The organism is Novimethylophilus kurashikiensis (assembly GCF_003112435.1).
In the GTDB taxonomy this organism is placed as follows: domain Bacteria; phylum Pseudomonadota; class Gammaproteobacteria; order Burkholderiales; family Methylophilaceae; genus Novimethylophilus; species Novimethylophilus kurashikiensis.
On the sequence record NZ_BDOQ01000013.1, the window covers coordinates 121752 to 141535 of the forward strand.

19 protein-coding genes are annotated in these 19784 nt (G+C 57.4%); 9 read left to right on the forward strand and 10 right to left on the reverse strand.

Translation table 11 applies throughout. The features are described 5' to 3' along the window. Positions 1 to 9: 9 nt before the first annotated feature. The 5 genes from dcd to apbC form a co-directional block, all read right to left on the reverse strand. On the reverse strand, positions 10 to 582 hold the full coding sequence (dcd, locus tag NMK_RS13195) for a dCTP deaminase (RefSeq protein WP_109016224.1): 573 nt from the start codon (positions 580 to 582) through the stop codon (positions 10 to 12). An 82-nt stretch (positions 583 to 664) separates the two neighbouring features. Further along, positions 665 to 1225 (reverse strand): GNAT family N-acetyltransferase, encoded by a 561-nt coding sequence (locus NMK_RS13200; protein WP_109016225.1) that lies wholly within the window; start codon positions 1223 to 1225, stop codon positions 665 to 667. Next, on the reverse strand, positions 1212 to 2303 hold the full coding sequence (aroG, locus tag NMK_RS13205; protein ID WP_109016226.1) for a 3-deoxy-7-phosphoheptulonate synthase AroG: 1092 nt from the start codon (positions 2301 to 2303) through the stop codon (positions 1212 to 1214). The genes NMK_RS13200 and aroG overlap by 14 nt, the downstream gene beginning before the upstream one ends. Positions 2304 to 2423: 120 nt before the next feature. Continuing rightward, entirely contained in the window at positions 2424 to 2855 is a 432-nt protein-coding gene (locus NMK_RS13210; RefSeq protein WP_109016227.1) for an EamA family transporter, read from the reverse strand. Positions 2856 to 2860: 5 nt separating this feature from the next. Continuing rightward, positions 2861 to 3949 (reverse strand): iron-sulfur cluster carrier protein ApbC, encoded by a 1089-nt coding sequence (apbC, locus tag NMK_RS13215; protein ID WP_109016228.1) that lies wholly within the window; start codon positions 3947 to 3949, stop codon positions 2861 to 2863. Positions 3950 to 4102: 153 nt separating this feature from the next. Between apbC and metG the strand changes: the two genes are divergently transcribed. Genes metG through NMK_RS13230 form a run of 3 tightly spaced genes read left to right on the forward strand, consistent with a single transcriptional unit; the run spans position 4103 to position 7119 of the window. Continuing rightward, complete coding sequence (gene metG, locus NMK_RS13220; RefSeq protein ID WP_109016229.1) at positions 4103 to 6172, forward strand: methionine--tRNA ligase; 2070 nt, start codon at positions 4103 to 4105, stop codon at positions 6170 to 6172. Positions 6173 to 6204: 32 nt separating this feature from the next. Then, entirely contained in the window at positions 6205 to 6714 is a 510-nt protein-coding gene (locus NMK_RS13225) for a YMGG-like glycine zipper-containing protein (RefSeq protein ID WP_227871504.1), read from the forward strand. Positions 6715 to 6729: 15 nt separating this feature from the next. After that, positions 6730 to 7119, forward strand: a complete 390-nt coding sequence (locus NMK_RS13230) for an RNA-binding S4 domain-containing protein (RefSeq protein WP_109016230.1) — start codon at positions 6730 to 6732, stop codon at positions 7117 to 7119. 41 nt (positions 7120 to 7160) lie between these two features. Here NMK_RS13230 and NMK_RS13235 read toward each other — a convergent pair whose 3' ends face one another. Continuing rightward, positions 7161 to 8249: a PA0069 family radical SAM protein gene (locus NMK_RS13235; protein WP_227871490.1), complete on the reverse strand. Its 1089-nt coding sequence runs from the start codon at positions 8247 to 8249 to the stop codon at positions 7161 to 7163. Between the two features lie 170 nt (positions 8250 to 8419). Here NMK_RS13235 and NMK_RS13240 point away from each other — a divergent pair, with 170 nt between their 5' ends. From NMK_RS13240 to NMK_RS13265, 6 genes are all read left to right on the forward strand, one after another. Then, complete coding sequence (locus NMK_RS13240) at positions 8420 to 9754, forward strand: DEAD/DEAH box helicase (protein WP_109016232.1); 1335 nt, start codon at positions 8420 to 8422, stop codon at positions 9752 to 9754. A 64-nt stretch (positions 9755 to 9818) separates the two neighbouring features. Beyond that, complete coding sequence (gene tviB, locus NMK_RS13245) at positions 9819 to 11111, forward strand: Vi polysaccharide biosynthesis UDP-N-acetylglucosamine C-6 dehydrogenase TviB (protein ID WP_305778756.1); 1293 nt, start codon at positions 9819 to 9821, stop codon at positions 11109 to 11111. Between the two features lie 16 nt (positions 11112 to 11127). Then, complete coding sequence (locus tag NMK_RS13250; protein WP_109016233.1) at positions 11128 to 12135, forward strand: NAD-dependent epimerase; 1008 nt, start codon at positions 11128 to 11130, stop codon at positions 12133 to 12135. 34 nt (positions 12136 to 12169) lie between these two features. Beyond that, positions 12170 to 14041 carry a polysaccharide biosynthesis protein gene (locus tag NMK_RS13255; RefSeq protein WP_109016234.1) on the forward strand — a complete coding sequence of 624 codons (1872 nt, stop codon included), beginning with the start codon at positions 12170 to 12172 and terminating at the stop codon, positions 14039 to 14041. Positions 14042 to 14049: 8 nt separating this feature from the next. Further along, positions 14050 to 14916: a UTP--glucose-1-phosphate uridylyltransferase GalU gene (gene galU / locus NMK_RS13260; RefSeq protein WP_109016235.1), complete on the forward strand. Its 867-nt coding sequence runs from the start codon at positions 14050 to 14052 to the stop codon at positions 14914 to 14916. Beyond that, positions 14916 to 15446, forward strand: coding sequence for a hypoxanthine-guanine phosphoribosyltransferase (locus NMK_RS13265; RefSeq protein ID WP_109016236.1), 531 nt, complete (start codon positions 14916 to 14918; stop codon positions 15444 to 15446). The genes galU and NMK_RS13265 overlap by 1 nt, the downstream gene beginning before the upstream one ends. Before the next feature lie 14 nt (positions 15447 to 15460). On the opposite strand, the gene cysG is transcribed toward NMK_RS13265, so the two are convergent. The 4 genes from cysG to NMK_RS13285 all read right to left on the reverse strand — a co-directional run bounded on the left by cysG (position 15461) and on the right by NMK_RS13285 (position 19772). Further along, complete coding sequence (cysG, locus tag NMK_RS13270; RefSeq protein ID WP_109016237.1) at positions 15461 to 16873, reverse strand: siroheme synthase CysG; 1413 nt, start codon at positions 16871 to 16873, stop codon at positions 15461 to 15463. A 103-nt stretch (positions 16874 to 16976) separates the two neighbouring features. Next, entirely contained in the window at positions 16977 to 18575 is a 1599-nt protein-coding gene (locus NMK_RS13275; protein ID WP_109016238.1) for an ABC-F family ATPase, read from the reverse strand. Positions 18576 to 18654: 79 nt separating this feature from the next. After that, positions 18655 to 19260 carry a nitroreductase family protein gene (locus NMK_RS13280; protein WP_109016239.1) on the reverse strand — a complete coding sequence of 202 codons (606 nt, stop codon included), beginning with the start codon at positions 19258 to 19260 and terminating at the stop codon, positions 18655 to 18657. After that, positions 19257 to 19772 (reverse strand): GreA/GreB family elongation factor, encoded by a 516-nt coding sequence (locus NMK_RS13285; protein WP_109016240.1) that lies wholly within the window; start codon positions 19770 to 19772, stop codon positions 19257 to 19259. Before NMK_RS13285 ends, NMK_RS13280 begins: the two co-directional genes overlap by 4 nt. Positions 19773 to 19784 lie beyond the last annotated feature (12 nt).

Here is a 19784-nt window from a genome sequence, read left to right on the forward strand (position 1 = left end):
ATCTTCAGGTCAAATCTTGGGCAGCGTCACACCGTGCTGACCCTGGTATTTGCCGCCGCGGTCCTTGTACGAGGTTTCGCACACGTCGTCTTCATCCGCTTCGAAGAACAGCACCTGGGCGCAGCCTTCGTTGGCGTAAATCTTGGCCGGCAGCGGCGTAGTGTTGCTGAATTCCAGCGTGACATAACCTTCCCATTCCGGTTCGAAAGGCGTCACGTTGACGATGATGCCGCAGCGTGCGTAAGTCGATTTTCCGAGGCAAACCGTCAGTACGTTGCGCGGAATACGGAAGTATTCGACGGTGCGTGCCAACGCGAACGAATTCGGCGGAATAATGCAGTAATCGGCATCCACTTCGACAAACGAGTTCGGATCGAAGTTCTTGGGGTCGACGATCGTACTGTTGATGTTGGTGAACAGCTTGAACTCGCTTGAGCAGCGGATATCGTAGCCATAGCTCGAGGTCCCGTAGGAAACGAGTTTCTGCCCGTTGGCCTGTTTCACCTGGTTGGGTTCGAAAGGCTCGATCATGCCGTGCTGCTCGGCCATGCGGCGAATCCACTTGTCAGATTTAATGCTCATCGCGTCGGTCGTTGTCGGGTGAATGAAAAAAGAGTGCGCATTATACGGCGAACGCGCTGTTTTGTATGCGAATTAAGGGCTTTTAATCGCCCGAAACCAAGGGTTTTTCGAGTACTTCCAGCTGCAGGCCGCTTACCTTGGGGATGCCGAACTTTTCCGATTGCGGAAACGGCTTGATTTCTCCGGTGCGGCGGAAGCCTCGACGCTCGTAGAACGCGATCAGGGATAGTCGCAAAGTGATGACCGACATGGTAAGGGATGAGCATTGCCAGGAGGAGCGTACAAACCCTTCTGCGGCCTGCATGAAGCGCTTGCCGATGCCGCCGTTTTGCAACCCCGGCTTGACTGCGAACATGCCGAAATGCGCTTGATCGCCAGCTTTTTGCAAGTGCGCGCTGGCAATCAGTTCCCCATTCGATTCGCCCAGGAAAAAGACTGAATTTGGATCGGCAAGGATACTGTTTATTTCCTCGCGATCTGTGCGCTGGCCATCCAATAGGTCGGCCTCGGTAGTCCATCCCTTGCGGCTGGAATCGCCGCGGTAAGCAGAATTGACCAGCGAGACGATATTCGGCACATCCGCTGGCTGGGCAATGCGGAAGTCCAGCGCTGGTACGGCGGCACCCGGTTTATTGCCCGTCATCGTGCTCCTGGCTGACGCGTCGGCGGGCGCGAACGCTTTCGGCGAGGATTTCCAGCAGGCGAGTGCTGTCTTCCAACCCCAGGCATGCATCGGTAATGGATTGGCCGTATTCGAGCTGGCAACCCGTTTCCAGATCCTGGCGGCCTTCCTTGAGGTGCGATTCCACCATCAGTCCGAAAATACGCTGATCGCCCGCTGCGACTTGGGCCGCCACTTCGCTAGCTACCTCGACTTGCAGCTTGTACTGCTTACGGCTGTTGGCATGGGAGCAATCGACCATGACGCGCTGGGCCAAGCCTGCTGCGGCCAGTTCCTTGCAGGCGGCATCCACGCTCGCGGCGTCGTAATTGGGCTGCTTGCCGCCGCGCAGGATGACGTGGCAATCCTCGTTGCCGCCGGTGGAAACAATGGCGGAATGGCCGGCCTTGGTCACGGACAGGAAATGGTGCGGGCTGGCCGCTGCCTTGATAGCGTCTACCGCGATGCGGATGTTGCCGTCGGTGCCGTTCTTGAAGCCCACGGGGCAAGACAAACCGGATGCCAGTTCGCGGTGAATCTGGCTTTCGGTCGTACGGGCACCAATGGCACCCCAGGTGACGAGATCGGCCGTATATTGCGGGGTGATGACGTCGAGGAACTCGGTGCCGGCGGGCATGCCGAGCTCGTTGATATCGCGCAGGATACGGCGGGCTAGCTTCAGGCCTTCGTTGATGCTGAAACTGCCGTCGAGATGCGGGTCGTTGATGAGGCCCTTCCAGCCCACCGTGGTGCGCGGCTTTTCGAAATATACCCGCATGACGATGACCAGCTCGGAAGCGAAACGCTGGCGCTGCTCCAACAAGTAGTTAGCGTACTCCATCGCGGCATCGTAATGATGGATGGAGCAAGGGCCGATGATGACGAGCAGGCGGTCGTCTGCACCATGAAGAATGCGGTGGATGTCCTGGCGCGTCGCCAGGATGTTCTCGGAAGCCAGGCTGGTCGCGGTGAGTTCGGCGAGGATGCGTGAAGGCGGCAGCAGCTCCTTGATTTCCTTGATGCGGACGTCGTCGGTAGCGGGTTTGTGCGGAGTATTCATTCCAGCATTAAGGCGGCTTCAGCCGCGAAAATTCGCAAAAAGGGGCATTTTACCCCGGAAGCGCTTTAGAGCCTATTTCGATCTAGTTTCGGATGGTGAAAGGAGGATGGCGGCCGATGTTTACAGACGTAGCCCTAGCAGGACCACGCCAGCCGCTACCAGCAGGATGCCCAGCCAGTCCATGTTCGATGGCCGTTCGCCGAGAAAAACGAAGGCGAGGATAGCGACCAGCACCAGACTGAGCTTGTCGACGGGGGCAACCTTGGAAGCCTCGCCCAGCTTGAGCGCACGAAAATAGCAAACCCACGAAGCCCCGGTCGCAATACCGGACAAAGTCAGGAAGGCCAGGGCTTTGGGGGAGAACTTGAGCGGGTTGGTCCATTTACCGCTGTAAATGATGAATCCCGCCAGGATCAGCAGGATGATGACGGTACGACCCAGCGTCGCGAGATCGGAGTCGATGCCCTCCAGCCCGATCTTGGCGAAGATCGCCGTCAGCGCCGCAAACAGCGCCGACAGCAATGCCCAGGTCAGCCAACCGGTTTCAGGCATCTTCCTTAAGAGTTCTGGATCACGATGTTGGGAAACTTGCTGCTGTAATCCATGGCGAGCTCGGAGAGCTTGACTGCAGTGCGGCGGGCGATCTCACGATAAGTGCCGGCGACCTTGCCTTCCGGATCGGCCACGACGGTAGGCTTGCCGCTGTCGGCTTGCTCGCGGATGTTGATGTCGAGGGGGAGCGAACCCAGCAGTTCCACGTTATAGTCCTTGCACATTTGTTCGCCGCCGCCTGCGCCGAAGATGTGTTCCTCATGGCCACAGTTGGAGCAGATGTGCGTGCTCATGTTTTCCACGATGCCGATGATGGGGATGCCCACCTTCTCGAACATCTTGAGGCCCTTGCGTGCGTCGAGCAGGGCGATGTCCTGCGGTGTGGTAACGATAAGTGCACCTGTGACCGGTACTTTTTGCGACAGCGTGAGCTGGATGTCGCCCGTACCCGGCGGCAGGTCGATCACCAGGTAATCCAGGTCGTTCCAGTTGGTCTCGCGCAGCAGTTGTTCCAAGGCGCCGGTGACCATGGGGCCGCGCCATACCATGGGGGTGTCGGTATCGATGAGGAAGCCGATGGACATGGCCTTGAGGCCGTATTTCTCCATGGGTTCCATGCTCTTGCCGTCCTTGGTTTCGGGGCGGCCGGAAATGCCCAGCATCTGCGGCTGCGAAGGGCCGTAGATGTCGGCGTCCAGGATGCCGACCTTGGCGCCTTCTGCGGCCAAGGCCAGTGCTAAATTGACGGCTGTGGTGGATTTGCCTACGCCGCCCTTGCCGGAAGCGACGGCGATGACGTTCTTGACGCCGGGAATCAGTTGCACACCGCGCTGCACGCTGTGCGAGACGATCTTGCTTGTCACGTTGACGAACACACTGCCGACTTCAGGCAGTGTCTTCAGCTTGTCGGCGACGCGCTGTTGCAGCTCGGCGGAAACGGTCTTGGCGGGGTAGCCCAGCACGATGTCCAGCGCGACGTTATTGCCGTCGATGCGGATGTTCCGGGCCGACTTGGAGGAGACGAAATCCTTGCCGGTATTGGGATCGACGATTTCTTTCAGAGCGTTCTGGACCTGAAGTTCGGTTAAAGCCATGAGTGGATAATTCCTGAGTAAATAATTCGGCTAATTTTAGCCCATGTCGGGTTCGCGTTGCGCGTTTATGTAGTACAACATAAACAACCATAGCCATGATGGCATTTGCTAAAATGGCGGCCTTTTCCAAGGTTTCAAGCTCCATTTAGCCCAATGACACGAAAAATTCTCGTCACGTCCGCATTGCCCTATGCCAACGGCAGCATCCATCTCGGCCATTTGGTCGAATATATCCAGACCGATATCTGGGTGCGCTTCCAGAAAATGCAGGGGCATGAGTGCCATTACGTTTGCGCCGACGATACGCATGGCACACCCATCATGCTACGGGCGGAAAAAGAGGGCGTGACGCCGGAACAGCTGATTGAACGCGTGCACGGCGAGCACAGCGCGGATTTCCGCGATTTCCTGGTTGCGTTCGACAACTACCACTCGACCAACTCGCCCGAAAACAAGGAGTGCGCTACCGGCATCTACAAGGCGCTCAAGGCCAACGGCAAGATCGCCACACGCACCATCGAGCAGTATTACGACCCGGTCAAGAACATGTTCCTGCCGGATCGCTTCATCAAGGGCGAGTGCCCCAAGTGTCATGCCAAGGACCAGTACGGCGATTCCTGCGAGGTGTGCGGTGCGACTTATAGTCCGACCGAGTTGATCAACCCGTTCTCGGCCGTTTCCGGCGCAACCCCGGTACGCAAGGAAACCGAGCACTACTTCTTCAAGCTGAGCGATTGCGAGGAGTTCCTCAAGAACTGGACCACCGGCAAGCTGAGCGACATTGCCCCCTTGCAAACCGAAGCCGCCAACAAGATGCAGGAGTGGTTCGCCTCTGGGTTATCAGATTGGGATATCTCCCGCGATGCGCCGTACTTCGGCTTCGAGATTCCCGATGCGCCGGGCAAGTATTTCTACGTGTGGCTGGATGCGCCCATCGGCTACATGGCGAGCTTCAAGAACTTGTGCGAAAAGCGCGGCCTCAACTTCGACGAATACTGGGCCAAGGATTCCAAGACCGAGTTGTATCACTTCATCGGCAAGGACATCCTGTATTTCCACTCGCTGTTCTGGCCGGCGACGCTGGAGTATTCCGGCTACCGCACGCCGACGCAGATCTTCGCTCACGGCTTTTTGACCGTGAACGGCGAGAAGATGTCGAAGTCGCGCGGGACTTTCATTACGGCTCGGAGCTACCTTGAGCACGTGAAGAATCCCGAGTACTTGCGTTATTACTACTCGGCCAAGCTGAACGGCTCGATGGAGGATATCGACCTCAACCTGGACGACTTTATCGCGCGGGTGAATTCGGATTTGGTCGGCAAATACGTGAATATCGCGAGCCGGACTGCAGGGTTTATTGCCAAGCGTTTTGACGGCAAAGTCAAAGCTGCTGGCGCGAATTCCGTGATCGAAATGATGCGCGAAGGCGCTAGTGTCATTGCGGCCCATTATGAAGCGCGTGATTTTGCCAAGGCACTTCGCGAAATCATGACCTTGGCTGATCGGGCAAATGCTCATGTTGCTAATGCCGCGCCCTGGGAAATGGCGAAGCAGGAAGGGCTTGAAGCGAACTTGCACCAAGTCTGCTCCGAAGCGCTGGAAATGTTCCGGCTGCTGACGCTGTATCTCAAACCCGTGCTGCCTGCGCTGGCTGCCGCAGTGGAGGAGTTCCTAAATATTCCCGCGCTGGACTGGACCAATGTTCCGAATGGCTTGCCTGAAGGACATCAGATCAATACTTACCAACACCTCATCACCCGTCTCGATCCCAAGCAGATCGAAGCCATGGTGGAAGCCAACAAGGAAAGCCTGCAACAAGCGCAGGCCCCTGCACCGCAAGGAAAAACCGAAATGACGAATCAAGCCGCATCTGCTGCGGAAGCTACTGAGCAAACCTACATCTCCATCGACGACTTCACCAAGGTCGATCTCCGCATCGCCCGCATCGCCAATGCAGAGCATGTGGAAGGCGCGGAGAAGTTGCTTAAACTAACCCTCGATATCGGCGAGGAAAAGCCGCGCCAGGTGTTCGCCGGTATCAAGTCGGCTTATGATCCTGCTACGCTTGTCGGCCGACTGACGGTCATGGTGGCGAACCTTGCGCCACGTAAAATGAAGTTCGGCATGTCCGAGGGCATGGTGCTCGCGGCGAGCGACGAACGCGGCGGCCCGTTCATCCTGACGCCGGATGTCGGCGCGCAGCCTGGCATGCGCGTTAAGTGATTTCCATAACACCTAGAATAGGAAAACAACCAATGAAAACTCAGTCTCTTTTTATCTCCCTGATGCTGGCTTCCGGCCTGGCTATGGCAGACAGCAGCGATGTTAACTCCGCGCTTGGCGGCGGTTTGGGCGCTGTTGCCGGCACGGCTATCGGTCAGGCCGTAGGCGGCAAGACCGGTGCTGTCGTGGGCGGCGCAGTGGGCGGCGGCGCAGGTGCTGCGGTCACCACCAAGGGTTCCGGCAAGACTGGCGCCATCGTGGGAGGTGCAGTAGGCGGCGGTGCGGGTGCAGCGGTAGGCCAATCGGTCGGCGGCAAGACCGGCGCACTGATCGGCGCAGGTGCTGGTGGTGCTGCGGGTTCCGTGATCGGCAAGAATGTGGGCGAATCCACCCCGACGACCAAGGTTTCCAACCGCAAGCCCGAAACGCGTGTGGCCATGGAGGACGGCTACGATGACGATGAGCATCATGGTCACGGCAAGCACGGCCGCGGTCACGCTTATGGCCACTACAAGAACAAGCATCACGGCCACGACGATTAATGGCTGAGTGCTTCAATGTCGGATAACGATAAATTCCGTCTCGACAAATGGCTCTGGGCCGCGCGTTTTTTCAAGACGCGCGGCTTGGCCGTCGATGCCATCGATGGCGGTAAGGTGCGCGTCGACGGCTTGCGCGCCAAAGCCTCCAAGGAATTACGTCTTGGCAACGAAGTCCGCGTCACCCGTGAAGACGGCGAATGGACGGTGATCGTCAGGGGATTGTCCCTGCAACGCCGTCCTGCCGCCGAAGCGGTGCTGCTGTATGAAGAAACCGAGGAAAGCAAAACACGACGCCTGGCGTTGGCCGAGCAGCGCAAAGCCGAATACGGCGAGCGCGAACGCGGCGCCGGACGCCCAACCAAGCGCGATCGCCGCTTGATCCATCGCTTTACCGACGATTATTGATGTTCCGTCGATGCGTCCGCATCGATCATTAAATTCCTGTCCTAGAACAAATCCATCTGTAGACTGTTGTCGCGAGGCGGCTGGAACAAGGTGGTATCCAGCCGGCTTCTATCCTGCAATCCCAATCGTTTGACCGCCAGGCGGAAGCGCTGGGCGAGCATCTGTGCGAACAATCCTTCGCCTTGCATGCGTTTATGGAATGTTGAGTCGTAGGCTTTGCCGCCGCGACTTTGACGGATCAGGCTCATCACATGCTCAGCCTTGAGTGGAACATGCAGTTGCAGCCATTCCTCGAATAGCCCCACCAGTTCATGTGGAAGGCGTAGCAATACATAAGCGGCCGAGCGCGCACCGGATTGGTGGGCAGCTTCCAGAATCGCCTCCATCTCGTTGTCGTTGAGCGCCGGAATCATGGGGGCGGTCATGACGGTGGTAGGAACGCCTGCCTCGGTCAGACGAGCGATTGTTTCGAGTCTGCGTTGCGGTGCGGCAGCGCGCGGTTCCAGATGGCGCGAGAGCGTTCTGTCCAGCGTGGTGACGCTGACGGCGGCATGAGCGAGACCGAGCTTGGCCATGGGGCCGAGGATGTCGAGGTCGCGCTCGATCAGCGCCGACTTGGTCACGATGGTGACCGGGTGCTTGCACTCTGCCAACACTTCCAGGATTTGCCTCGTCGCCCGGTATTGCCGCTCGATGGGCTGGTAGGGGTCGGTATTGGTGCCCATGGCGATGGGCGCGCAGCGGTATTTGGGATGCGCCAGCTCTTTCCTTAATAACGCCGCGGCGTCGGGTTTGACGAAGAGCTTGCTTTCGAAATCGAGACCAGGAGACAAGCCAAGGTAAGCGTGACTGGGACGGGCGAAGCAATACACGCAACCGTGCTCGCAGCCCCGGTAGGCATTGATGGAGCGATCGAAGGGGATATCCGGCGACTCGTTGTAATTGATGATGCTACGGGTGGCATCGAGCGTGACTTCAGTGCGCAGTGGCGGCAAGTCTTCATCCAGCGTGCCCCAGCCGTCATCCACCTGTTCGCGCGTCAGGTGTTCGAAGCGTCCCACTTCGTTGCTGGATGTGCCGCGGCCCTTGAAGATCAGTGGGCGAAAAGCGTTTGTTGTACGATCGTTCACAAAACGCATTCTAACGTAAAATCGGCGCGGCTGTTAGAATAGCGTCCGCGGCATTCGTCCCAGTCTACGCGCCGCAGCCTATCCTGGTGTTGTCTCGATTTTATTCCGCCTGATACTGGCGCTTCGGCCTGAGAGCCGATGCGACAGGCAAGATTTTTATTTGGAAATTTATGACCTTTGCATCTCTCGGTTTGTCCGAAGACATCGTTCGTGCCGTGACTGAACGCGGCTATACCGAACCTACCCCCATTCAAAAGCAAGCCATTCCGGCCGTCCTGAACGGCGGCGACTTGCTCGCCGGCGCCCAGACCGGCACCGGCAAGACCGCAGGTTTTACCCTGCCTATCCTGCATCGATTGTCCGATAAATCCGTCAAGGGTCCGTCCAGCGGACGCCCGCCCATCCGCGCCTTGATCCTCACGCCGACCCGCGAGCTGGCGGCCCAGGTCGAGGAAAGCGTGCGGGAGTACGGCAAGTACCTGAAACTCTCTTCCATGGTGATGTTCGGCGGCGTCAGCATCAATCCGCAGATCACCCGCTTGCGCAGCCGCGTCGATATCCTTGTCGCAACGCCCGGCCGATTGCTCGACCATGTTCAGCAGGGAACGCTGGATCTGACCAAGATCGAAATTCTGGTTCTGGACGAAGCGGATCGCATGCTGGATATGGGCTTCATCCGCGACATCAAGAAGATCCTCGCGCTGTTGCCGGCCAAGCGCCAGAACTTGCTGTTTTCGGCGACGTTCTCCGATGAAATCAAAGCCCTCGCCGATGGTCTGCTGGATAATCCGGCCCTCATCGAAGTGGCGCGCCGCAATGCGACCGCCGATACCATCGCCCAAAAAATCTATTTGGTCGACCGCGAAAAGAAACGCGACCTGCTGGCGCATCTCGTCCAAGAGCACAACTGGTTCCAGGTACTGGTGTTCACCCGCACCAAGCACGGTGCCAACCGTCTGGCGGAACAGTTGACCAAGGGCGGAATTCCAGCGCTCGCTATCCACGGCAACAAGAGCCAATCGGCCCGCACGCGCGCCCTGAAGGAATTCAAGGACGGCACGCTGCAAGTGCTGGTCGCCACCGACATCGCTGCGCGCGGCATTGACATCAGCGAACTGCCGCACGTGGTGAACTACGAGCTGCCCAACGTCCCAGAGGATTACGTTCATCGTATCGGCCGTACAGGACGTGCCGGGGCGGAAGGCGAGGCGATTTCGCTGGTGTGCGTGGACGAGCATAAATTGCTCAAGGACATCGAACGCCTCATCAAACGCGAATTGCCCAAGGTGATCGAGCCGGGCTTTGAGCCCGACCTTAACGCCAAGCCGGAACCGATACAGAATGGGCAGAACCGCGGTGGCCAGCGGCATGGACGCAATCAGCCCCGCGCCGCGGGTCAAGGGCAAGGCAAGCCTCGGGATGCTGGAGCGAACAAGGGCAACCATACTGCTCCCGCCCGCCGCCAAGGCGCACCGCGCGGCCGTAACGGCCAACGTTCGAGCTGAAGCCGGAAGGCATGCGCCGGTTCGGTGATAGAATCGGCGACATTCTTTTGCGTAGGGGTACCGAATGGGTGAAATGCACCTCGTCTCCCTCGATGACGTCAGGTTAGGCGTTGTCGGGCTCGGTTATGTCGGCTTGCCGTTGGCGGTTGAATTCGGCAAGCGTCTGCCGACGGTGGGGTTCGATATCAACCAGGCCCGCGTCGACGAGCTGGCTGGCGGTGAGGACAGTACGCTAGAGGTAGAAGACGCCGAGTTGCGCGAGGCAGCCCATTTAAGCTTCAGTACCGATCTCGAGTCATTGCGCGGTTGCAATACCTTCATTGTGACCGTGCCGACGCCCGTGGATGCGTACAATCGCCCTGATTTAACGCCGCTGATCCGTGCCAGCGAAAGCCTGGGCAAGGTGATCAAGCCGGGCGACGTGGTGATTTACGAGTCTACCGTCTACCCCGGCGCGACCGAGGAAGACTGCGTGCCGGTGATCGAAAAAATCTCCGGCCTGACCTTCAACCGCGATTTTTTCGTGGGCTATAGCCCGGAGCGCATCAATCCCGGCGACAAGACCCACCGGTTCACCAATACCCGCAAGGTGACGTCAGGCTCCACTCCGCAAACGGCCGATTTCGTGGATGCACTGTATGCCAGCGTTGTGACGGCGGGCACGCATAAGGTCAGTTCCATCAAGGCCGCGGAAGCGTCCAAGGTGATCGAAAACACCCAACGCGACTTGAATATCGCACTCGTCAACGAATTTGCGCTGATTTTCAACCGCATGGGCATCGATACCCAGGAAGTGTTGGAGGCGGCTGGTACCAAGTGGAATTTCTTGCCGTTTCGTCCCGGTCTCGTCGGCGGGCATTGCATTGGCGTCGACCCTTACTACCTCACTCATAAGGCGCAGGAACTAGGTTATCACCCCGAAGTAATACTCGCCGGCCGTCGTATCAACGACGGCATGGGTGCTTATGTGGCCGAGCAGGTCATCAAGTTGATGACACAAAAACGCATCCATGTAGTGGACGCCCGCATCTTGGTACTGGGGTTGGCCTTCAAGGAGAACTGCACCGACCTGCGCAATACCCGCGTGGTGGATATCGTGCAGGAATTTGCCCAGTATCACGCCAATGTGGATGTTTTCGATCCTTGGGTGGATGCAGACGAAGCCAGGCATGAATACGGCATTTCGTTGATCGATGCTCCTCAGCAAGGTCGCTACGATGCCGTGATCCTGGCAGTTGCGCATCAGGAATTCGCTTCGATGGGCGCGGAAAAGATTCGAGCTTTCGGCAAGCCGGTTTCGGTACTATACGATGTGAAATACCTGCTGAAACCGGAGCAGGTGGATGGAAGACTCTAAGCAAAGGCTGTAAACAATGAAGATTTTAGTAACCGGAACCGCCGGTTTTATCGGTAACGAACTCGCTATCCGACTGTTGGAGCGGGGGGATGAAGTTGTCGGCATCGACAACGTCAACGATTACTACGACATTCGCCTCAAGGAAGCGCGATTGGCGCGCATCAATCAGTATCCCGGTTTTACTGAAATCCGTGCCGGCATTCATGACCGGGCCGTCATGGAAGAAGTCTTCGCCAAATACAAGCCGCAGCGGGTGGTGAACTTGGCAGCGCAGGCGGGTGTTCGCTACTCGCTCAAAAATCCTTACGCTTACGTCGATTCCAACTTGCACGGCTTCATCAATATCTTGGAAGGCTGCCGCCATCACGAGGTCGAGCATCTGGTATACGCTTCGTCTAGTTCGGTCTACGGCGCCAATACGAAAATGCCGTTCTCGGTGCACGATAACGTTGACCACCCCGTGAGCTTGTACGCCGCCAGCAAGAAAGCCAACGAGTTGATGGCGCATTCCTACAGCCATTTGTACAGCCTGCCCACGACCGGCTTGCGTTTCTTTACCGTCTACGGTCCTTGGGGACGTCCCGACATGGCGTATTTTTCGTTCACCAAGGCCATCCTCGAAGGCCGTGCCATCGATGTGTTCAATCACGGCGACATGAAGCGCGACTTCACCTATATCGACGACATTGTAGAAGGCGTGATGCGGACACTTGATTACGTACCAACCGGCAACACCGAATGGAACGGCAACGATCCCGACCCCGGTTCCAGCCGCGCGCCTTATCGTATCTACAACATCGGTAACAATAATCCCGTGGACCTGATGCACTTGATCGGGCAGTTGGAACAAAACTTAGGTAAAACCGCCGAGAAGAATTTTCTGCCGATGCAGGCTGGCGATGTGCCCGCCACCTTTGCTGATGTGGACGATTTGATGCGGGATGTAGGTTTCAAGCCGGCCACGTCGATTGAAGACGGCATTGAGAAGTTTGTACGCTGGTACAAAGATTTTTATCGCGGATGATAGAATCCGCTTATTGCGAATAAAGCTAGCTTCCATGCGTTTCAGCCCACGCTCTCGTATTCTCCTGGTGTTCGTTCATGACGTCCTGGCAACGCTCGTGTCTTGGGCGTTTGCCTATCTGCTGCGCTTCAATTTTTCCCTCCCCAAGGAATTTATCGTTTCGCTGTTGGAAACCTTACCGGTGGTGATGCTGTTGCAATCTGCTATTTTCCTCAAATTTGGCCTTTATCGAGGAATGTGGCGGTTTGCCAGTTTGCCCGATCTCAAGCGCATCCTTGCGGCAGTGGGGGTTTCTGCCTTGACGGTGGCAGCTGTGATGCCATTCATGCACCTGGGTATTGTCGTTCCGCGCTCGGTGCTGGTTCTCGACCCGCTTCTGCTGGTCATGATCATGGGAGGTAGTCGGTTTGCCTATCGCGCCTGGAAAGAACATCACCTGTATGGACCTCGTCAATTGCAGGGCGAGCCTGTCATCGTGCTCGGTGCCGGAGATGCAGCCGTAGCGCTGCTCAAGGATCTGGAACGTAGTACCGCCTGGCGTGTGATCGGGTTGCTGGCCGATAAGGACGAGCTAAAGGGCCGACAGGTTTACGGCGTTAAGGTGATGGGCAGCCTGGAGCAATTGCCGATAATCTGCGAAAAAACAGGCGTACGGCATGCCATTGTAGCTATGCCATCCTCCACTCATGTAGAGCGCCGCAGGGCTGTGGACATTGCTAATAGCGTAGGCATCACGGTGCTAACCGTACCATCTTTCGACGATCTGGTCAGCGGCAAGGTCAGCGTTTCGCAAGTGCGTCGCGTCGAAGTGGAGGATTTGCTCGGGCGTGAGCCGGTGCAACTCGACGATGCGGGCTTGCACCAATTGATCGAAAAGCGCGTCGTGATGGTGACGGGGGCAGGAGGGTCGATCGGTTCCGAATTATGCCGTCAGATTGCCAACTTCCACCCTGCATTGCTGGTTCTTTTTGAGCTGAGCGAGTTTGCTCTTTATCGGATAGAACAGGAACTTGCGCAAAGTTTTCCCCAACTTCGGGTGGCTTGTGTCATCGGCGATGTCAAGGATAAAAAACGCCTTGATGCTGTCGTGGGACGTTATCAACCCGAAGCTGTTTTCCACGCGGCAGCCTACAAGCATGTACCCATGATGGAGGATATCAACGCCCCTGAAGCCTTGCGTAATAATGTGCTCGGCACATTTTCCGTTGCAGAAGCATGCGTTCGCCATCAAGTCGCCAAGTTCGTATTGATTTCCACGGACAAGGCTGTGAATCCGACCAATGTGATGGGGGCTACCAAGCGCCTTGCAGAGATGGTTTGCCAGGGGCTGCAGAACGGTGGTGTGACGCGATTCGTCATGGTGCGTTTTGGCAACGTGTTGGGCAGCAGCGGGAGTGTCATTCCGAAATTTCGCGAACAGATTGCCAAGGGCGGACCAGTAACGGTCACGCATCCTGAGGTGACGCGTTTCTTCATGTCAATTCCCGAAGCCGCGCAATTGGTCATGCAGGCGGGGCTGATGGGGCAGGGCGGTGAAATTTTCGTGCTGGATATGGGCGAATCCATCCGTATTGCCGATTTGGCGAAAGAAATGATCCGCCTGTCCGGGTTTACCGAAGATGAGATCAAGATCGTCTACAGCGGACTGCGTCCTGGTGAAAAACTCTACGAGGAATTGCTGGCCGACGACGAACATACCTTGCCCACGCCGCATCCCAAGCTGCGTATTGCCGAGGCGCGAAAAGTAGACGAGGCATGGGTGCAGGAAGCGGTTAGCTGGATCGAGTCCGGCGATTTCGACGAGATCGCGGTTAAACGCAAACTGAAGGACTGGGTGAGTGAGTATGCGCCCATGGAACCAGGTTTTCAGACGCTTGCCGTTCCTCATTCCATTACGATTCATTGAGCACGAGAATGAAAAGAGTCACCAAAGCCGTTTTTCCCGTCGCCGGGATGGGCACGCGTTTTCTTCCTGCCACCAAGGCAAGTCCCAAGGAAATGTTGCCCATCGTCGATAAGCCCTTGATCCAGTATGCTGTAGACGAGGCTATTGCAGCAGGCATCACCGAGATGATTTTCGTCACCGGACGCAGCAAGCGTGCCATTGAAGATCACTTCGACAAAGCCTATGAGCTGGAGACCGAGCTGGAAGCGCGCGGCAAGGAGGCGATGCTGAAGGTACTGCGTGGTATTCTTCCGCCACAAATCACGTGCGTCTACATTCGCCAAGCCGAGGCGCTGGGGTTAGGACACGCCGTGCTGTGCGCCAAGCCTGTGGTGGGTGATGAGCCGTTTGCGGTGATCCTGGCCGACGATCTGATCGATGGGGCACCGTACGCCACCCAGCAAATGGTGCAGCGTTATGAGGAAACGGGCCATTCGATCCTGGGGGTGGAAACGGTTGCGCCTAGTGAAACCGCGAGTTACGGCATTGTCGATACCAATGGTGCTAATGATGCACTGACCCCGATCAAAAGCATCGTCGAAAAACCGGATCCAGCCGAGGCGCCATCCAACTTGGCGGTCGTCGGTCGTTATGTTTTGACCACAGGCATTTTCGAATGTCTGGAGAACGTCAAGCCGGGCAAGGGGGGCGAAATCCAGCTCACCGACGGCATCGCTGCTTTGATGGAAAAAGAACCCGTCCTGGCCTATCGATATCAGGGAACGCGCTACGATTGCGGCAGCAAGCTCGGCTATATGAAAGCCAACGTCGAATTCGCCCTGCGTCATCCCGAGATCGGAGCAAGTTTCCAATCCTATCTTGATGGGCTTAAGTAATGACAGGCGACGAAATTTTTTCTCGGTCCGACCTGGTGTTTTCCGCCGAGGAAGTCGGCGCCGCTTATGTGCGACTCGCCAGGGAAATCACTGAAACACTGGGGGAGGGAAATCCCTTGGTGTTGTGCGTGATGAAGGGGGCTGTGGTGTTCGCCGGACAGTTGCTGCCACTGCTGCGCTTTCCCCTGGATTTCGATTACGTACATGCCACGCGTTATCGCAATGAAACGGTAGGCGGGGAGATTGATTGGCGCGTCTTTCCTGATACGCAAATGGCCGGCCGCCAAGTGTTGATCCTTGACGATATTCTCGATGAAGGCCATACGCTGGCGGCGATTCGCCAGCGTTGCCTGGATGCTGGGGCAACAGCATTCTACAGCGCAGTCTTGTTGGAAAAGCTACTGGACAAGCCCAAGCCGGTTCACGCGGATTTCATCGGCCTGCAAGTGCCGGATCGCTACGTCTTTGGCTGCGGCATGGACGTGAATGGCCTCTGGCGCAACCTGCCCGCTATCTACGCCCTGCGGTAAATCTCCGATACATCCTAGAGCATGAGCGGCGGTTGCGTGCCGTCGCTTGGTTCGAACCAAGCCAGCTTTTCCCGTAGTTTCACCACTTCCCCAATAATCGTCAGTGTCGGTGCCTTGAAGCCGGCTTCCGCAACGCGTGCGGCAATATCGGAGAGAGTACCGGTCATGACGCGCTGATGTCTCGTCGTGCCTTGCTGCACGATGGCGATAGGCCAATCAGCGGGGAGCCCGTGAGCGATCAGCTGTTCGCAAATCTTAGGCAAGCCGACCAGTCCCATGTAGATCACGACCGTTTGATTCGGCTGTGTAAGCGCCTGCCAGTCGAGGTCGATGGAGTTGTCGCGCAAATGCCCGGTAGCGAATAGCACAGACTGCGCATAATCGCGGTGCGTGAGTGGAATGCCGGCGTAGCTCGCCACGCCGTTGGCGGCTGAGATACCAGGCACCACCTGAAAGGGAATGCCTTGCTCCGCCAGCATTTCGATTTCTTCACCGCCGCGGCCGAAGATAAACGGATCCCCGCCCTTGAGCCGCAGCACGCGCTTGCCTTCCTTGGCGAGCCGTACCAGCAGTGTGTTGATTTCTTCTTGAGGCAGTGCGTGGTTGTTGCGCCGCTTGCCGACGTAGATGCGTTCCGCGTCGCGTCGCACCAGTTCCATCACGCCGGGTGAAACCAGCGCGTCGTAGACCACCACGTCGGCCTTCTGCATCAGCCGTAGTGCGCGGAACGTCAGCAAGTCTGGATCGCCTGGGCCGCCCCCTACTAAATATACCTCGCCTTTGATACCACTATCCGCTGCGCTGTCCAGCGCCTGTTGCAGGTTGTGCTTAGCAGCTTCTTCCTGGCCAATCAGCACTTGTTCGGCGATGGGCCCTTCGAAGATGTCTTCCCAGAAGACGCGGCGTTGCTGGATCGTAGCGAGACGCTGTTTCACTTGGTCGCGGAATTCGCCTGCCAAATGCGCGAGTCGACCGTATGCAGCCGGAATCATGGTTTCCAGTCGCGCGCGCAGCATGCGCGACAGGACCGGCGCAGCACCGCCGCTGGAGACCGCGATGACGATGGGGCTGCGGTCGATGATGGAAGGGAAAACGAAAGTGCAGAGTTCAGGTTGATCGACGACGTTAACCGGAATATTCAGCGCTTGCGCCGCTTGCGATACCTGCCGGTTCACGCTGTCGTGGTCGGTCGCGGCGATGACGAGCGTAGCGCCGCTTAATTGCTCAGGATGGAACGGTGCGGCAAGCCAGTGCAACTGTCCTGCGCTGTTGTATTCGGCTACAGCGGGGCACAACTCCGGTGCCGCAACATGAATGTCGGCGCCGGCTTTCAGCAGCAAACTGATCTTGCGCGCTGCAACTTCGCCGCCGCCGATGACGACGCAACGGCGGTCTTGCAGGCGAATGAAAATAGGGAGTTGGTCCATCGAATGCCTATTCAAATCTGGAGACTGACGAGTTGAGCTATTTTAGCCGCCCGCCGGGTCTCAGATTGAGTTATACAAAAGGGCATTCATTATACCGCTTTAGTTATTCCACCCCTTGGCTGGCAAGGTAGTCTTCATAGTTACCGGCGTAATCGACAATGCCGTCTGCCTTGATCTCGATAATGCGTGTTGCCAGCGACGATACGAATTCGCGGTCGTGCGAGACGAAAATCAGCGTGCCCTTGTACTTGTCCAGGGCAGTATTCAGCGCTTCGATGGATTCCATGTCCATGTGATTGGTCGGTTCGTCCATCAGCAGTACGTTGTGCCTGCCCAGCATGAGCTTGCCGTAGAGCATGCGGCCCTTCTCGCCGCCGGAGAGCACCTTGACCGACTTCTTGGTCTCTTCGCCCGAGAACAGCAGGCGGCCCAGCATGCTGCGCACGGATTGGTCGTCGTCACCGGCCTGGGTGAACTGTGACATCCATTCGAACAGTGCTTCGCCCTTGTCGAATTCGTATTCGTGATCCTGCGCAAAGTAGCCGACATTGGCCTTTTCCGCCCACTTCACGACGCCGTGGTTGGGGTGCAGGTCGCCGGCAATGCAACGTAACAACGTGGTTTTACCGATGCCGTTCTCGCCGATGATCGCCACTTTCTCACCGGCTTCAAGAATGATGTTGAAATCGTTGAACAGCGGCTTGCTGCCGTAGCCGTGGCTGAGCTTCTCAATTTCCACGGCCTGACGGTGCAGTTTTTCGCGATCGTCGTACTCGAAGCGGATGAACGGGTACTGGCGGCTAGACGGCTTGAATTCGGCAATCTCGATCTTGTCGATCATCTTCAAGCGGCTGGTGGCCTGCTTGGCCTTGGACTTGTTGGCCGAGAAGCGGCGAACGAATTCCTGCAACTCCGCCACCTTTTCCTTGGCGCGGGCGTTGTCCTTGGCTTGCTGGGCACGCGCCGATTGGGCTGCCTCCATGTAGTCGTCGTAGTTGCCCGGATAGACCTTGAGCGTACCGTAGTCCATGTCGCAGGTATGCGTACAGACCTGATTCAAGAAGTGACGGTCGTGGGAGATGATGATCATCGTGCTGTTGCGGTTGTTCAGCACGTCTTCCAGCCAGCGGATAGTGTTGATGTCCAGGTTGTTGGTCGGTTCGTCCAACAGCAGGATATCGGGGTTGGCGAACAGCGCCTGTGCCAACAGCACCCGCAGCTTCCAGCCTGGTGCCACCGCACTCATCGTACCGTTGTGCTGTTCAGTGGGAATGCCTACGCCTAACAACAATTCCCCAGCCCGCGCTTCGGCGGTGTAGCCGTCGTACTCGGCGAATACCGACTCGAGTTCGGCCGCACGCATGTAGTCGTCTTCCGTGGCTTCCAGGTTGGCGTAGATGGCATCGCGTTCCTGCATCGCCTTCCACATCTGCTCGTGGCCCATCATCACCACGTCAAGCACGCGCTGATCTTCGTAGGCGAACTGATCCTGCTTAAGGAAGGCCATACGCTCGTTGGTATCCAGCGAAACGTTACCGGCACTCGGCTCCAGCACGCCGGCGAGGATTTTCATGAAGGTGGATTTGCCGCAGCCGTTGGCGCCGATGAGGCCGTAGCGGTTGCCGTCGCCGAACTTGACGGAGACATTTTCGAACAGGGGCTTGGCCCCGAATTGCATGGTGATGTTGCTGGCGGTGAGCAAGTGGAAACTCCAGAAAAAGAAGCGGCCGCGTTCATGCGCGGCCTGTCAAAGTAATTGAATTATCTCAGATTAAAAGGGATTAGCGGAAACGGTTTTCCACAACGACTTCATTCATGGGGAGTTGACCGCCGCGCGGCCACGCTTCGCGCGCTTTCTTGCCGATGGCGACGAACATCGCCACTACGTGATCTTCCGGCAGATTGATGAGTTTTCCCACTGCATCGAAATCGAAGCCGTCCATGGGGCAGGAGTCGTAGCCCATTTCTTTGGCAGCCAGCATCAGCGTTGTGGCTGCCATGCCGCACGAACGCATGGCTTCGTCGCGCTGTACCTGTTCGCGGCCGCTGTAGTACTGGCCGATCGCCGGCACGAGAAAATCGCGCACAGGCTGCGGCGCGTCTTTCCAGTAGCGACCCGGTTCCTTTTCCCAGGACTTGAGGTCGGCCGTGAGGATGACCAGCAGGGAGGCATCGGTCACTTGCGCCTGATCCCAGGCGACTGCACGCAGTTGTTGACGCAATTCCGGATCGCGCGCCAGCACGAAACGCCAGTTCTGGATATTGAATGCCGTGGGCGACAGCAGTGCGAGCGACATCAAGCGCTCGATCTCGCTTTCCTGCATATGATGGCGCGGATCGAAACCCTTGATGGAGCGGCGGGTCTCGATGGCTTGCGTTACGTTCATGCGTTTTCCTCCAGGGGATAGTTGATGTTGGTGATTTCCAGTTCCATGTCGCCCGCCGGACGCCGCCAGCGCACCACATCGCCGACTTTGGCGCCGATCAAGGCGCGTGCCAGGGGGGATACCCAGCTGACATGGTTATTAGCGATGTCGGCTTCGTCTTCGCCTACGATGGCGAAGGTGTGCACATCGCCGTTTTCGTCCTCGACTTCGACTACCGCACCGAAACGCACCTCGGTGACAGGCTGTGTCGCGGGATCGACCACGATGGCGCTCTCCATACGAGCACCGAAATAGCGCAGATCGCGCTCGACCTCGGCTTTCTGCTGGATGGCAAAGGGATCGTCCTTGCGGGCAATCAATTGCTTGCGCAAGGTATCCAGCCGTGCCGCTTCCTCGCTTAGCAAGCGGAAACCGCGCGGCGTGACGTAATTGGGGTGCGGACTGATCGGGCGTTCGACCAGCTCATCGCCGGCCTGCTCGAATTTATCCTCGTTGAGAAATGCGCGACTCATGTTCTGACTCTA

Excerpts from the sequence above, each read along its gene's own strand:
- NMK_RS13240 (WP_109016232.1), top strand. The coding sequence starts at position 8,420 with ATGACCTTTGCATCTCTCGGTTTGTCCGAAGACATCGTTCGTGCCGTG.
- NMK_RS13250 (WP_109016233.1), top strand. The coding sequence starts at position 11,128 with ATGAAGATTTTAGTAACCGGAACCGCCGGTTTTATCGGTAACGAACTC.
- aroG (WP_109016226.1), bottom strand. The coding sequence starts at position 2,303 with ATGAATACTCCGCACAAACCCGCTACCGACGACGTCCGCATCAAGGAA.
- NMK_RS13285 (WP_109016240.1), bottom strand. The coding sequence starts at position 19,772 with ATGAGTCGCGCATTTCTCAACGAGGATAAATTCGAGCAGGCCGGCGAT.
- galU (WP_109016235.1), top strand. The coding sequence starts at position 14,050 with ATGAAAAGAGTCACCAAAGCCGTTTTTCCCGTCGCCGGGATGGGCACG.
- NMK_RS13200 (WP_109016225.1), bottom strand. The coding sequence starts at position 1,225 with ATGACGGGCAATAAACCGGGTGCCGCCGTACCAGCGCTGGACTTCCGC.
- metG (WP_109016229.1), top strand. The coding sequence starts at position 4,103 with ATGACACGAAAAATTCTCGTCACGTCCGCATTGCCCTATGCCAACGGC.
- dcd (WP_109016224.1), bottom strand. The coding sequence starts at position 582 with ATGAGCATTAAATCTGACAAGTGGATTCGCCGCATGGCCGAGCAGCAC.
- NMK_RS13225 (WP_227871504.1), top strand. The coding sequence starts at position 6,205 with ATGAAAACTCAGTCTCTTTTTATCTCCCTGATGCTGGCTTCCGGCCTG.
- cysG (WP_109016237.1), bottom strand. The coding sequence starts at position 16,873 with ATGGACCAACTCCCTATTTTCATTCGCCTGCAAGACCGCCGTTGCGTC.
- tviB (WP_305778756.1), top strand. The coding sequence starts at position 9,819 with ATGGGTGAAATGCACCTCGTCTCCCTCGATGACGTCAGGTTAGGCGTT.
- NMK_RS13255 (WP_109016234.1), top strand. The coding sequence starts at position 12,170 with ATGCGTTTCAGCCCACGCTCTCGTATTCTCCTGGTGTTCGTTCATGAC.
- NMK_RS13265 (WP_109016236.1), top strand. The coding sequence starts at position 14,916 with ATGACAGGCGACGAAATTTTTTCTCGGTCCGACCTGGTGTTTTCCGCC.
- NMK_RS13210 (WP_109016227.1), bottom strand. The coding sequence starts at position 2,855 with ATGCCTGAAACCGGTTGGCTGACCTGGGCATTGCTGTCGGCGCTGTTT.
- NMK_RS13230 (WP_109016230.1), top strand. The coding sequence starts at position 6,730 with ATGTCGGATAACGATAAATTCCGTCTCGACAAATGGCTCTGGGCCGCG.
- apbC (WP_109016228.1), bottom strand. The coding sequence starts at position 3,949 with ATGGCTTTAACCGAACTTCAGGTCCAGAACGCTCTGAAAGAAATCGTC.
- NMK_RS13280 (WP_109016239.1), bottom strand. The coding sequence starts at position 19,260 with ATGAACGTAACGCAAGCCATCGAGACCCGCCGCTCCATCAAGGGTTTC.